13 protein-coding genes and 1 pseudogene are annotated in these 12,478 nt (G+C 66.2%); 1 reads left to right on the top strand and 13 read right to left on the bottom strand.

Annotated elements, in window-relative coordinates:
• Positions 1-365: pseudogene (locus GOOTI_RS26165) on the top strand (hypothetical protein); the annotation flags it as partial.
• A gap of 67 nt (positions 366-432) precedes the next feature.
• Here the strand turns inward: GOOTI_RS26165 and GOOTI_RS14175 are convergent.
• From GOOTI_RS14175 to thrS, 13 genes are all read right to left on the bottom strand, one after another.
• Entirely contained in the window at positions 433-1,185 is a 753-nt protein-coding gene (locus GOOTI_RS14175; RefSeq protein ID WP_007239287.1) for a YebC/PmpR family DNA-binding transcriptional regulator, read from the bottom strand.
• 58 nt (positions 1,186-1,243) lie between these two features.
• Positions 1,244-1,867: a pyridoxal 5'-phosphate synthase glutaminase subunit PdxT gene (gene pdxT / locus GOOTI_RS14170; RefSeq protein WP_039994126.1), complete on the bottom strand. Its 624-nt coding sequence runs from the start codon at positions 1,865-1,867 to the stop codon at positions 1,244-1,246.
• Complete coding sequence (locus GOOTI_RS14165; protein ID WP_007239285.1) at positions 1,864-2,718, bottom strand: acyl-CoA thioesterase; 855 nt, start codon at positions 2,716-2,718, stop codon at positions 1,864-1,866. The genes pdxT and GOOTI_RS14165 overlap by 4 nt, the downstream gene beginning before the upstream one ends.
• 48 nt (positions 2,719-2,766) lie before the next feature.
• Complete coding sequence (locus tag GOOTI_RS14160) at positions 2,767-3,288, bottom strand: helix-turn-helix transcriptional regulator (RefSeq protein ID WP_007239284.1); 522 nt, start codon at positions 3,286-3,288, stop codon at positions 2,767-2,769.
• Positions 3,289-3,478: 190 nt separating this feature from the next.
• Positions 3,479-4,216 carry a hypothetical protein gene (locus tag GOOTI_RS14155; protein WP_007239283.1) on the bottom strand — a complete coding sequence of 246 codons (738 nt, stop codon included), beginning with the start codon at positions 4,214-4,216 and terminating at the stop codon, positions 3,479-3,481.
• Between the two features lie 22 nt (positions 4,217-4,238).
• Positions 4,239-5,144, bottom strand: a complete 906-nt coding sequence (locus tag GOOTI_RS14150) for a PP2C family protein-serine/threonine phosphatase (RefSeq protein ID WP_007239282.1) — start codon at positions 5,142-5,144, stop codon at positions 4,239-4,241.
• A gap of 85 nt (positions 5,145-5,229) precedes the next feature.
• Positions 5,230-6,192 (bottom strand): pyridoxal 5'-phosphate synthase lyase subunit PdxS, encoded by a 963-nt coding sequence (pdxS, locus tag GOOTI_RS14145; protein ID WP_007239281.1) that lies wholly within the window; start codon positions 6,190-6,192, stop codon positions 5,230-5,232.
• Between the two features lie 184 nt (positions 6,193-6,376).
• The gene (locus GOOTI_RS14140) at positions 6,377-6,895 is read right to left on the bottom strand and encodes a LemA family protein (protein ID WP_039994129.1); all 519 of its coding nucleotides are present in this window, start codon (positions 6,893-6,895) and stop codon (positions 6,377-6,379) included.
• Positions 6,896-6,993: 98 nt separating this feature from the next.
• A complete protein-coding gene (locus GOOTI_RS14135) occupies positions 6,994-8,118 on the bottom strand; it encodes a glycosyltransferase family 4 protein (RefSeq protein ID WP_007239279.1) in 1,125 nt (374 codons plus the stop codon).
• Positions 8,115-9,035: a phosphatidylinositol mannoside acyltransferase gene (locus tag GOOTI_RS14130; RefSeq protein WP_007239278.1), complete on the bottom strand. Its 921-nt coding sequence runs from the start codon at positions 9,033-9,035 to the stop codon at positions 8,115-8,117. Before GOOTI_RS14130 ends, GOOTI_RS14135 begins: the two co-directional genes overlap by 4 nt.
• Positions 9,032-9,718, bottom strand: a complete 687-nt coding sequence (pgsA, locus tag GOOTI_RS14125) for a phosphatidylinositol phosphate synthase (protein WP_007239277.1) — start codon at positions 9,716-9,718, stop codon at positions 9,032-9,034. The genes GOOTI_RS14130 and pgsA overlap by 4 nt, the downstream gene beginning before the upstream one ends.
• Positions 9,719-9,800: 82 nt before the next feature.
• Positions 9,801-10,388, bottom strand: coding sequence for an ATP adenylyltransferase (locus tag GOOTI_RS14120; RefSeq protein ID WP_039994127.1), 588 nt, complete (start codon positions 10,386-10,388; stop codon positions 9,801-9,803).
• Positions 10,381-12,438 carry a threonine--tRNA ligase gene (gene thrS, locus GOOTI_RS14115; RefSeq protein ID WP_007239275.1) on the bottom strand — a complete coding sequence of 686 codons (2,058 nt, stop codon included), beginning with the start codon at positions 12,436-12,438 and terminating at the stop codon, positions 10,381-10,383. The genes GOOTI_RS14120 and thrS overlap by 8 nt, the downstream gene beginning before the upstream one ends.
• Positions 12,439-12,478: the final 40 nt, after the last annotated feature.

Here is a 12,478-nt window from a genome sequence, read left to right as displayed (position 1 = left end):
ACCGGGAGAACTGGTACGACTTCGCCGCCATCGAGCGAGAGGTCATCGATGCCGTCCGGGAGCACCGCCGGTGGCTACCGCGCCTCTGGGATCCCGTACGCGACCGGTCCTATCGCGACCACCGCGAGGCCGCGACCGACCACCAGATCCTCGTCCTCGCAGGTCCCATGCTGCGCACACATGGACTCGACCTCGATCTCACGATCCACCTCGCGATGTCGGAGGGGGCTCTGCGACGTCGGACACCGCATGACGAGCACTGGACCATAGCGCCGCTACTCGACGACGAGAAGGACGCCACTCCCGCAGACATCGAGGTCCGTTATGACCACCCCGACCGCCCGGCGATCGCGCGACGACCCTGACGACGCCAGACGCCGACATTGCCCGTGCGACGAGAAGCCCAACTGAGGCTCCGAGACTCGGTGCAGGTCAGGCGTCCAGCTCGGCGAGCACGTCGTCGCTCACGTCGACGTTGCTGTAGACGTTCTGCACGTCGTCGCAATCCTCGAGCGCATCGATCAGTTTGAATACCTTGCGGGCGCCCTCGGCATCGACCGGCACCTCGACGGAAGCCCGGAAGTCCGCCTCGGCGGAGTCGTAGTCGATCCCGGCGTCGACCAGCGCGGTACGGACCGCGACGAGGTCGGTCGGTTCGCTGACGACCTCGAACGAGTCGCCGAGGTCGTTGACCTCCTCGGCACCCGCGTCGAGCACCGCCCTCAGGACGTCGTCCTCGGACTGGCCGTTCTTCTCCAGTGTCACGACGCCGCGGCGGGTGAAGAGGTACGCCACCGAACCGGGATCGGCCATGTTTCCGCCGTTGCGGGTCATCGCAGTGCGCACCTCGCCGGCGGCGCGGTTGCGGTTGTCGGTGAGGCACTCGATGAGAATGGCGACTCCATTGGGCCCGTAACCCTCGTAGGTGATGGTCTGCCAGTCGGCTCCACCGGCTTCTTCACCGCCGCCACGCTTACGGGCGCGCTCGATGTTGTCGTTGGGGACCGAGCTCTTCTTGGCCTTCTGGATCGCGTCGTACAGGGTCGGGTTACCCGCGGGGTCGCCGCCGCCGGTACGTGCCGCGACCTCGATGTTCTTGATCAGTTTGGCGAACATCTTGCCGCGCTTGGCGTCGATGACCGCCTTCTTGTGCTTGGTGGTCGCCCATTTGGAATGGCCGCTCATACGCTCTTCCGATCCTTTCGCGTGCCTGCGGCGTCGTTGCCGCGCACCGTGTCGTTCGTCATTCGATCTTAGCGGCGACCATGTCCACGAAGTATTCGTGGACTCGTCGATCGCCGGTCACCTCGGGATGAAACGACGTCGCAAGGACGTCTCCCTGCCGTACCGCGACGATCCTGCCCTCCGCCGGCCCCTCCGGAACCCGAGCGAGCACCTGCACACCATCACCTGCTCCTTCGACCCAGGGAGCACGGATGAACACCGCGCGCATCGGATGCCCGCCGGTGATGCCCTCGATCTCCACGTCGGTCTCGAACGACTCGACCTGTCGACCGAATGCGTTGCGCCGCACCGTGATGTCGAGTGCATCGAGGTGTCGGGCGTCTGGCCTGGTGTCGAGGATCTCCGAGGCGAGCATGATCATGCCCGCACACGACCCGTAGGCGGGCATCCCCTCGGCCAGTCGTGCTCGCAGCGGTTCGTAGAGATCGAACACGCCGAGCAGGCGGCTCATCGTCGTCGACTCGCCACCGGGGATGATCAGCCCGTCGACGTCCTCGAGCTCCGCGCGACGTCGGACAGCGACCGCCGTGGCGCCCGCGCCGGCCAGTGCGGCCAGATGTTCACGCACATCGCCCTGCAGTGCCAGAACACCGATGCGCGGGGATGTCGATCGTCGGCTCACTTGTCGTGCCGCGCGTGCTGATCGGTGGGCATCGGACGACCGGTGCGACTCAGACCCTCCTGTGTGACGGCGGCGACCAGACGTCCGTCGCGGTCGAAGATCCGACCCTGCGTCAGCGCACGCCCGGCGCCCGCGGACGGAGAGGTCTGGTCGTAGAGGAGCCACTCGTCGGCGCGAAACGGCCGCATGAACCACATGGCGTGGTCGAGTGAGGCCGCCTGCGGCTCGATGCCCGGGTGAGGCACCTTCGACGACCCGAGCAGCGTCATGTCGCTCATGTACGCCAGCGTGCACACGTGGATGGTCTGATCGTCGGGCAGTCGGTGCCGGTAACGGAACCACACGCGCTGCTGCGCGGCGAAGTACTCGTTGGTCACCATCTCGTCGCGCGGTACGACACGCAGATCGAAGTTCTGCCACTCCTTGAACACCGCGTGGTCGTCGTCGGAGAGATTCTCCGAACGGTCAGGCAACGACTCGGGGTCGGGGGCAGGCGGCATCCGGTCCTGGTGTTCGATCCCCTCGTCGCCGTGTACGTGGAACGACGCCGACATGGTGAAGATCGCCTCGCCGTTCTGGATTCCGGTCACACGGCGCGTGCAGAAAGACCGCCCGTCGCGGATGCGATCGACGAGGAAGACCGCCGGAATGTCCGGATTGCCGGGCCGCAGGAAGTAGCCGTGCAGAGAATGCACCGTGTACGCGTCGTCGACGGTTCGAGTCGCCGAGACAAGAGCCTGGCCCGCGACCTGTCCCCCGAAGGTGCGTTGCAGGAAACTCTCGAACGCACCGCCACGGTAGATGTCCTTCTCGATGCGCTCGACCTGGAGGATCTCTTCGATGTCTGCCACAGCAGACAGTATCCCGCATGGTCGGACAGTGGCCGACGCACGGCCGGGTCAGAGTTCGTCGAGCTCGACGATCCCGTCCTGAACCGCTCGCGCGACGAGCCCGGCCTTGGTCGGGGCCGGACGTCCGATCTCGGCGTACTTGGCGCGGATACGCGTGAGGTGGGTGTTGACGGTACCCAGCGAGATGTACAGCGCTTCCGCGGTGGCGGGCTTCGTGTCGACCATCAGCCAGGTGCGCAGCACCTCGATCTCGCGCGGCGTCAGTTGAGGTTTCGGCAGGTCGCTTCGGCCCCTGCGGGTTTCGGCCTCCGACGTCTGCATCTCGTCGGGCGCCGAATCGAACCCCGGCAACAGATGCATGTGCCGTCCGCTGCGGCCACCGGGCGCCGACGCCCCTGGTAGTGGACCCGCACCGACGGCGACCGCTCCCGCGGGCGCGGGCAACGGCATCCGACGTGCAGCAAGGCGTGCCAGTGCTTCCTGACGGCGTGCCACCGCCTCCACGCGACGTCGGGCGGCGTAGGTGTCGAGTTGCACAGCGGGAATGCGGGGTGCGGTAGGTGCAGTCATGTCGGCATCTCCTCGGTCATCGCTGGTGCCGCATCGGTCAACGCCGTGCTGGCTCGGTCTTTCGCGGTTCTCATCACCGCGTGCAGATGACGTTATGAGCGCTCGACTCCCCCGTCGATGGGGAGAACTCCCCTCTCATGGGGAGAACTCCCCATCCGACGTCAGCGCAGGTCAACGACCACGGCGCGACTCAGCGTGCGCCGTTGCGGGCAGCCTCTTCGTCGATGAGGGGTAGGTCGGTGCGTGTGACGATGCGGGACGCGACCGCGTACTCGACGAGTTTTGCCCGCCGATTGGTCGCCAACTTCCCGCCGCCCGCGCGCATCCCGCTGACACCGAGTTGGTCGAGTTTGTCGCAGACGTTGTCGAGCTTGCGGTTGAACTTCGTCAACGACCAGCCCAGCCGCGCGGCCGCCTGCGCCGACGTGGGGATCGCACTGGCTCCCGTGCCGTCGCGGCGCAGGATCTCCTCGGCGAGCACGACGATCAACAACTTCTGACTCTCGGTCAGCATGGGCACGCCCTGCGTGACCTGACCACCGACGACTTCCGGCTGTGTCACGGCGTCGACATGCGGCGTCACCGTGTGGACGTCGACCTCGTAGGTCGTCGGACCCGCGGTGAACACGATCGTGCTGTGCCCGAACACCAGCGGCATACGTGCCCCCGGTCCGAGCACGGCGGAGAACCCGACATCGCCCGCCGAGACACTCGCGGAGAGATGCGCGCCGCGGTTGCTCAACCACCACAGGCCGTTCACATTGTGCAGCAACAGGAATCGGCGGTGAAGGTATGGATTGTCATCGACCGACAGGTCTGCCTCCCGCCCGATCCAGAACCGCCGACCGGCCAGAATGCCATAACGCTCACCGCAGTAATCGACGAAGGCGCGTTCGGATTGCGTCTCGAGAGCCTGTCCGGACGTCATCGGTGCGCGCACCCCGCCACTGTCACGTCGACGTCTCGGCGGCTGTGCTCTGCTCCGACGACTCGAGCTCCCCGTCATCGGACTCGTGCTCGTCGGACTGCATGGTCTCGTCGGACTGCATGTCGCCATCGGACTGCACGCCGTCATCGGTACTGACCGCAACGACCACGACGGTCACGTTGTCGTGCGCTCCGACGAACAGCGCGGCGTCGACAAGGCTCGCCGCAGCCTCCTCCACGGAGTCCGAGCCGGCGAGGATGTCGGCCATCTCGGGATCGGGGAGCTCACCGGTCAGACCGTCGGAGCAGATGAGGAGCACGTCGCCGGGCAGGGCTGCCGTGCTGAAGTAGTCGGCATCGGGTTCGGCCATCCCAGCGCCCAGCGCCCGGGTGATCACGTTACGACGCGGATCGATCCGCGCCTGCTCGGCGGTGATGACCCCCGCATCGACGAACTCCTGGACCTGCGAGTGGTCGCGCGTCAACTGCTGCAGCGTGCCGTTCTGGTACCGGTAGGTGCGTGAATCGCCGATGTTGAGGATCAGCCAGTGCGGGGCGTCGTCGTCGGTGACGAGCACCGCACCCGTCACGGTGGTACCCGCGCGTCGCTCCGAGAAGCCGTCGATGCTGCCGATACGCTGCTGAGCCAGATCGAGCAGATGGTCGAGTGTGGCCCGGGTATCGGCGAGGTCGGCGCCCGGCTCCACCTCGGCGAGCGTCTGGAGAGCGGCTTCGCTGGCCAGTTCACCGCTCTCGTGGCCACCCATACCGTCGGCGATCAGATACCGTCCCGGCAGCACCAGCGCCGCGTCTTCGTTGGCATCGCGGACGCGTCCGACGTCGCTGTAGACCGACCAGTCGAGTTGCAGATCTCCGACGATGTCGCTGCCGGTCAGCGACGAATCACGGACGATGCTCACCGAGTCCATGATCAGCAGATCCTACCGGCGCGTTCGTCTCGTTCGGGTGACGAACTCACCGGGTGCGTGAACGTGTCCACGTGGTCGATGGCGACTACCAGCCGCGCTCGGCGAGACGGTGCGGCTGCGGGATGTCGTCGACGTTGATGCCGACCATCGCCTCGCCGAGTCCGCGCGACACCTTCGCGAGCACGTCCGGGTCGTCGTAGAACGTCGTGGCCTGCACGATCGCCGCGGCGCGCTGCGCCGGGTTCCCCGACTTGAAGATGCCCGAACCGACGAACACGCCCTCCGCGCCGAGTTGCATCATCATCGCGGCATCGGCCGGGGTGGCGATCCCGCCCGCGGTGAACAAGGTCACGGGCAGCTTCCCTGCGTTCGCCACCTCGACGACCAGGTCATACGGCGCCTGCAATTCCTTTGCCGCGACGTACAACTCGTCCTTCGGCAGCGAGGTGAGGCGCCGGATCTGGTCGCGGATGCTGCGCATGTGGGTTGTCGCGTTGGAGACGTCGCCGGTGCCTGCTTCGCCCTTCGAGCGGATCATCGCCGCCCCCTCGGTGATACGTCGCAGCGCCTCGCCGAGGTTGGTCGCGCCGCAGACGAACGGCACGGTGAACGCGAACTTGTCGATGTGGTTGGAGTAGTCGGCGGGCGTGAGCACCTCGGACTCGTCGACGTAGTCGACGCCGAGGCTCTGCAGGATCTGCGCCTCGACGAAGTGACCGATGCGGGCCTTGGCCATCACGGGGATGCTGACGGTGTTGATGATGCCGTCGATCATGTCGGGGTCGCTCATACGCGACACGCCGCCCTGTGCGCGGATGTCGGCGGGCACACGTTCGAGCGCCATGACGGCAACCGCCCCGGCGTCCTCGGCGATCTTGGCCTGCTCGGGCGTGACGACATCCATGATCACGCCGCCCTTGAGCATTTCGGCCATACCGCGCTTGACGCGCGCAGTGCCCTGACCTGCCTGCGAGTCGGCAGCGGCGTGTCCGTTGACCGACGGTGTCGTCTCCGTCGCAGACGTCTCCCCTGACCGGAATTGACTCACTGATGTCTCCTGATGTCGCGTTCATGGCCCGACGGCGATCCCTGGGCTCTGCAGTTCAGGATAGGCGACGACAGATCGCGCCCTAACCGCAGGTCCGCCGCCTGTGAGGTGATTCGCTCAGCGGCGGATTCACGTCGAATCCGACTCGCCGACGCGGGCGATCAGCGGTCGACGCACTCGCACGTCACGCCGATTCGTCCGCGGTGACGCGCTCGGAGATCTCGAAGTACGCAGGAGGCGCGGCCGTACCGCCCAGTCGCAACCACCGGACCGGTCTGCGGGTGGCCAGCGCCCTGGTGTCTCGGACGGCGTCGTTGTAGAACCGTCGCGCCATCATCACGCGGGTCTCGGCGTCGGCGAGTTCGATCGACAGAGACGCCGGACGGGTGCCGTTGTCGGTGCGGGCCAGTGCCGCCGACACGTCGTTCTCGGCGTCCTCCCGCTGGTCGGGTGTCGCTCGCTCCGCACGGTCGGCGACGGCCGTCAACTGTGTGGCGACCTGCCTGTCACGCTCGTCGGTCGATGTCTCCATCCAGGTCGCGATCGCACGTGCCACCACGCTGCGACGCTCGAGTGCGGCCTCGAGCGATCGTCGGGCGAGATCGACTCGCACGTTGAGCCGGTCGAGCCGGTTGGCTGTCTTGTACGCCCACGCCGCCGCGACGATCACGACGACCACCACGACGAACACGACGCTCAGCACGGTTCCCGAGACCGTGATCCCGGAGAACCGCACGGCGTCGGCCAGCGTGATCGCCGCCGAGACAGGTTGATGCAGAACAGGATTCATGCGACCCCCACTCAGTCCGACACTACGACCGGACCGGCATCGACGGTGACCGTCTCGTACACCCGCAGAATCTGATCGGCCACACGCGACCAGTCGTACTTCGCGGCACGCGCCCGCCCCGCCTCCACGAGGTCGGCGCGCGCATCGTCGTCGGACAGGAGCGCGATCACCGAATCGGCCAGTTCGTCAGCCGACCCGATGGCCACCAATTCGCCTGCGCGCCCGTCGTCGAGAACCCGGCGGAAGGCGTCGAGTTTGCTCGCCACCACGGCGGCGCCCGCGGCCATGGCCTCCACCAGCACGATGCCGAAACTCTCACCACCGAGGTTGGGGGCGACGTAGACGTCCGCGGACGCCAGCGCCCGCGCCTTGGTCTCGTCGTCGGCTTGACCGAGCAGCACCAGGTGATCGGCCAGCGCACCCGCACGACGTCGCAGTGCGCGCTCGTTCCCGCCGCCGACGACGAGCACACGTACGTCGGGAAAACTCTCGACGATCGTGGGCAATGCGCGCATCAGGATGTCGATACCTTTGCGCGGCTCGTCGAAGCGACCGAGGAACAGCACCGACCGACCGGGATGGGGGTAGCCGGGCAACGGCGGGGAATCGGCGAATCCCGCACAGTTGATGCCGTTGGGGATCTCGACGGCGTCGGAACCCAGCGATTCCATCTGCCAGCGGCGTGCGAGTTCCGAGACAGCGATCTTGCCCGCGATGCGTTCGTGATACGGGCGCAAGATGCCTTGAAACGTCTTCAACCACAACGATTTCGACGTCGATGTGTGGAACGTCGTGACGATCGGTCCGAGCGCGACCATCAACGCCAACATCGACAGGCTCGGCGAATTGGGTTCGTGGACGTGCAACACGTCGAATTCGCTCTCGGCGATCCAGCGGCGCAAGGTGAGATAACCGCGCGGACTGAAGCACACCCGCGACACCGAGCCGTTGTACGGCAACGCCACCGACGGGCCAGCGGACACCACGTAGTCGGGCAGGACGGTGTCGTCGGCGGCAGGCGCGAGGACACTCACCGTGTGACCGCGGTCGATGAACACCTCTGCGAGTTCGACCACGTGCGCCTGCACTCCGCCCGGAACATCGAACGAGTACGGACAGACCATGCCGATCTTCATTCGACGCTCTCGATCCGTGCGCGGCGATCCGCGGACCAGTCGGCCTCCCACAGCGGCTGCAGCATGTGCCAATCGGCGGGATGGGCCGCGATGTTGACCGCGAAGTCGTCGGCCATCGCCTGTGTAGCCGCCTCGACGCCGCCCGATACGTCGATCTCCTCACCGACAATGATCTTCGAGCGACCCTCGGGAAGAAAAGAATGATGGACCGGCAGCAGCGCCGCGCCGGTCTCGATGGCCAGACGCGCCGGGCCGGCGGGCATGCGCGTCGGTTCGCCGAAGAATGTCACGGGTACCCCGTGACGGCTGAGGTCACGTTCGGCGAGCAGACAGACCACCGAGCCCTGCCGGAGACGATCCGCCAGTAAACCGAACGGGGGCTGCTCGCCGCCCGTCAGCGGGAAGATCTCGAACCCGAGACTCTCGCGGTAGGCGACGAATTGGTCGAAGAGCGATTCCGGCTCGAGACGTTCGGCCACGGTCGAAAACCGTTGCCCGAGATGATTGATGAGCCACACGCCCGCCATGTCCCAGTTTCCGCTGTGCGGCAGCGCGAACAACAGACCTTTGCCCTTGCGGTGCAGCGCGTCGAATCGTTCGACGTCGGCTTGGTCGAGATGCACCGAGGCGGCGGCTGCCGAGAAATCCATCGCCGGTAGACGAAAAGCCTCGTACCAGTACCGGGCGTAGGACCGCATCGCGTCGGCGACGAGGTCGTCGGGTACGTCCTGTGGTCCTGGGACTCCGATCACCCGGGCGAGATTGCGTCGCAGCTGCTGCGGACCACCGTTGCGACGCCCGACCAGCCCGCCTGCACCCTCGAATGCCGCTCTCCCCCAGCGATCCGGGATGAGGCGCACGCCTGCCCATCCGGCCCGGTAGCCCAGGTCGGACATGTAACCGCCGAGGCGGCTCACCGTCGTCCGCTGCTGGCGTCGGGCCCGGATTCGGTCTCGGCAGACTCCGGCTCTGCGGGTGCGGCGAGCGGGATGAGGTCACGAGCGCCGGGAGAGCGCGAGATCGACCACATGCGTTGCCCGACGGTGATCACGCTGCCCACCGCGAGGATCCACATGGCCACATGGATTGCCCACGGCAGTCCCAGTCCGGTGAATCCGGCGCCGACGAGCACGATGATCAACCGGTCCGGACGCTCGATGAGGCCGCCGTCGCCGTAGAGCCCCGCAGCTTCGGCGCGCGCCTTCGCATACGAGATCACCTGCGAGGTCACCAGACAGATCATCGTGGCGACGAACAACCACTGGTGCGGCACCGTCCACGCGCACCACCATGCGAGTCCCGCGAAGATCGCGCCGTCGGCGATGCGGTCGCAGGTGGCGTCGAGTACGGCTCCGAACCGGGTGCCTCCCCCACGCGCCCGCGCCATCGCACCGTCGAGCATGTCGAACATCACGAACAGCCAGATGACCATCGTGCCCCAGAACAGATAGCCCATCGGGAACAGGGTGACCGCCGCGGCGACCGTCGCGACGGTGCCGATGACCGTCATCGCGTCCGGTGTCAGCCCGGTGCGCAGCAGCGCGCGCCCGAGCGGCAGCGTCACCTTCGACACCGACGCCCGGCCTCGAATGCTCAGCACCGCACCGCTCCTTCCCGACCATCCAGATGGCTACGTGCTCTCATGACGTACGGTCGCACACCCGTAGGGCGTCGGCGCGTACTCATGGCGTGTCGAGCTGTTTCCACGCGTCCGACAACAACGCGCGGGTATCGCGCAGCAACTGTGGCATGACCTTCGTCTCGCCGACAACCGTGATGAAGTTCGCGTCGCCGATCCACCGCGGCACGATGTGCTGATGGATGTGTTCGGACAACGAGCCACCTGCCGCGTACCCGAGGTTCAGACCCACGTTGAACGCATTCGGATGCGACACCGCCTTGATGGTGCGGATCATGCGCTGCGTGAAGGCCATCAACTCGGCCGATTCGCCCGAGTCGAGCGCCTCGAGGTCCGCGACCTGCCGATACGGCACGATCATCGTGTGCCCGGGGTTGTACGGATACAGGTTGAGCACCGCGTAGACATGCTCACCGCGGGCGACGATCAGCCCGTCCTCGTCGGTCATCGTCGGAATGTCGAGGAACGGGTGACCGGTCGACGCGGAACCGTCAGCAGGCTTCTTCGCGACCGGAGGGTCGGCCGTGATGTAGGTCATGCGATGCGGGCTCCACAGTCGCTGCAGACGATCCGGATCGCCGGTACCGCAATCACGGATCTCGCCGGACGACAGGTCGTCGGCGTCAGGCATCTCCGGCACCCTCGATCAGCTCCTTGGTCGGGGATTCGTTGCGGCGTGCAGATATCCAGTCGTCGATCACCCTCACCGCGTCGTCGACGGGCACACCGTTGACCTGCGTGCCGTCACGGAAACGGAAACTGACCGCGCCGGCCTCGACATCACGTTCGCCCGCGAGCAGCATGAACGGCACCTTGCCCGTCGTGTGCGTGCGGATCTTCTTCTGCATCCGGTCATCGGAGTAGTCGACCTCGGCGCGGATCGCCTTCGACTTGAGCTGATCGACAACACCCTGGAGGTGATCGACGAACGCCTCGGCCACCGGGATTCCGACGACCTGCACCGGCGACAGCCATGCTGGGAACGCGCCCGCGTAATGCTCGGTGAGCACGCCGAAGAACCGTTCGATCGAGCCGAACAGCGCACGATGGATCATCACGGGCCGATGCTTGGCGCCATCGGGGCCCGTGTACTCGAGGTTGAAACGCTCGGGAAGGTTGAAGTCGAGCTGAATCGTCGACATCTGCCAGGTCCGCCCCAGGGCGTCCTTGACCTGCACCGAGATCTTGGGACCGTAGAACGCGGCTCCGCCGGGATCCGGGACCAGGTCGAGCCCGGACTCGCCCGCCACCTCTGCGAGCGTGTTGGTTGCGATCTCCCAGCTCTCGTCGTCGCCGACCGACTTCTTCGGGTCCCGCGTCGACAACTCGAGGTAGAAGTCGTCGAGACCGTAGTCACGCAGCAGGTCGAGCACGAAGGTCAGCAGCGAGCGGAGCTCGTCGCGCATCTGCTCACGGGTGCAGTAGATGTGCGCGTCGTCCTGGGTGAAGCCCCTCGCGCGTGTCAGTCCGTGGATGACGCCCGACTTCTCGTAGCGGTACACGGTGCCGAACTCGAACAGACGCAACGGGAGTTCACGGTAGGAGCGACCGCGGGAGTCGAAGATGAGGTTGTGCATCGGGCAGTTCATCGGCTTCAGGTAGTAGTCCTGTGCCGGCTTGCGCACCGAACCGTCGTCGTTGAACTCGGCGTCGAGTTGCATCGGCGGGTACATACCGTCGGCGTACCAATCGAGGTGCCCCGACACTTCGAACAGATTGCTCTTGGTGATGTGCGGGGTGTTGACGAACTGGTAGCCCGCGGCGATGTGTCGCCTGCGCGAGTAGTCCTCCATCTCGGTGCGGATGATGCCGCCCTTGGGATGGAACACGGGCAGTCCCGAGCCGATCTCGTCGGGAAAGCTGAACAGGTCCAGCTCCGCACCCAGACGTCGATGGTCGCGCTTCTCAGCCTCCGCGAGCATCTCGAGGTAGGTGTCCTGGGCTTCCGACGACTCCCACGCCGTGCCGTAGATGCGCTGGAGGTCGGCGTTGTCCTGATCACCTCGCCAATACGCTGCCGAACTGCGGGTGAGTTTGAACGCCGCGATGTACTTGGTGGTCGGCACGTGCGGTCCGCGACAGAGATCGCACCAGATCACCTCGCCGGTACGCGGATTGAGGTTGTCGTAGGCGGTCAGTTCGGCGCCCCCGACCTCCATGACCTCACTGTCGTCGGCCGCGCCCTTGTCGTCGATGAGCTCGAGCTTGTACGGCTCCTTCGCGAGTTGCATCCGTGCCTCGTCCTTGGACGCATACACGCGTCGGGAGAATTTCTGGCCCGACTTGATGATCTGCTTCATCTTCTTCTCGAGTGCGGCCAGGTTCTCGGGGGTGAAGGGCTCGGCGACGTCGAAGTCGTAGTAGAAGCCGTCCTTGATCGGGGGGCCGATGCCGAGCTTGGCGTCGGGGAACAGGTCTTGAACGGCTTGGGCCAGCACGTGCGCGGTGGAGTGTCGGATGACACTGCGCCCGGCTTCGGTGTTCGCCGCGACTGGTTCGACGTCGGTGTCGAGATCGGGAGCCCACGACAGGTCGCGCAACTGACCCGCGGCATCGCGAACGACGACGACGGCCTCGGGCCCCTTGTTGGGCAGGTCATGCTCCCGCAGCGCCGTGCCCGCGGTGGTCCCGGCCGGCACACGGATCGTGGCTGGGCTGGTCACCATTGCGTTGTCGGGCACGTCATCGCTCCTCATGTGAATGATCTGCAGCCTCTCGGAC

This window comes from Gordonia otitidis NBRC 100426 (genome assembly GCF_000248075.1).
Lineage (GTDB): Bacteria > Actinomycetota > Actinomycetes > Mycobacteriales > Mycobacteriaceae > Gordonia > Gordonia otitidis.
Note: the sequence above shows the minus strand (reverse complement) of the source record. Positions and strands in the feature narration are given on the sequence as shown.

Excerpts from the sequence above, each read along its gene's own strand:
- GOOTI_RS14175 (WP_007239287.1), bottom strand. The coding sequence starts at position 1,185 with ATGAGCGGCCATTCCAAATGGGCGACCACCAAGCACAAGAAGGCGGTC.
- GOOTI_RS14160 (WP_007239284.1), bottom strand. The coding sequence starts at position 3,288 with ATGACTGCACCTACCGCACCCCGCATTCCCGCTGTGCAACTCGACACC.
- GOOTI_RS14155 (WP_007239283.1), bottom strand. The coding sequence starts at position 4,216 with ATGACGTCCGGACAGGCTCTCGAGACGCAATCCGAACGCGCCTTCGTC.
- GOOTI_RS14150 (WP_007239282.1), bottom strand. The coding sequence starts at position 5,144 with ATGGACTCGGTGAGCATCGTCCGTGATTCGTCGCTGACCGGCAGCGAC.
- GOOTI_RS14135 (WP_007239279.1), bottom strand. The coding sequence starts at position 8,118 with ATGAAGATCGGCATGGTCTGTCCGTACTCGTTCGATGTTCCGGGCGGA.
- GOOTI_RS14120 (WP_039994127.1), bottom strand. The coding sequence starts at position 10,388 with ATGCCTGACGCCGACGACCTGTCGTCCGGCGAGATCCGTGATTGCGGT.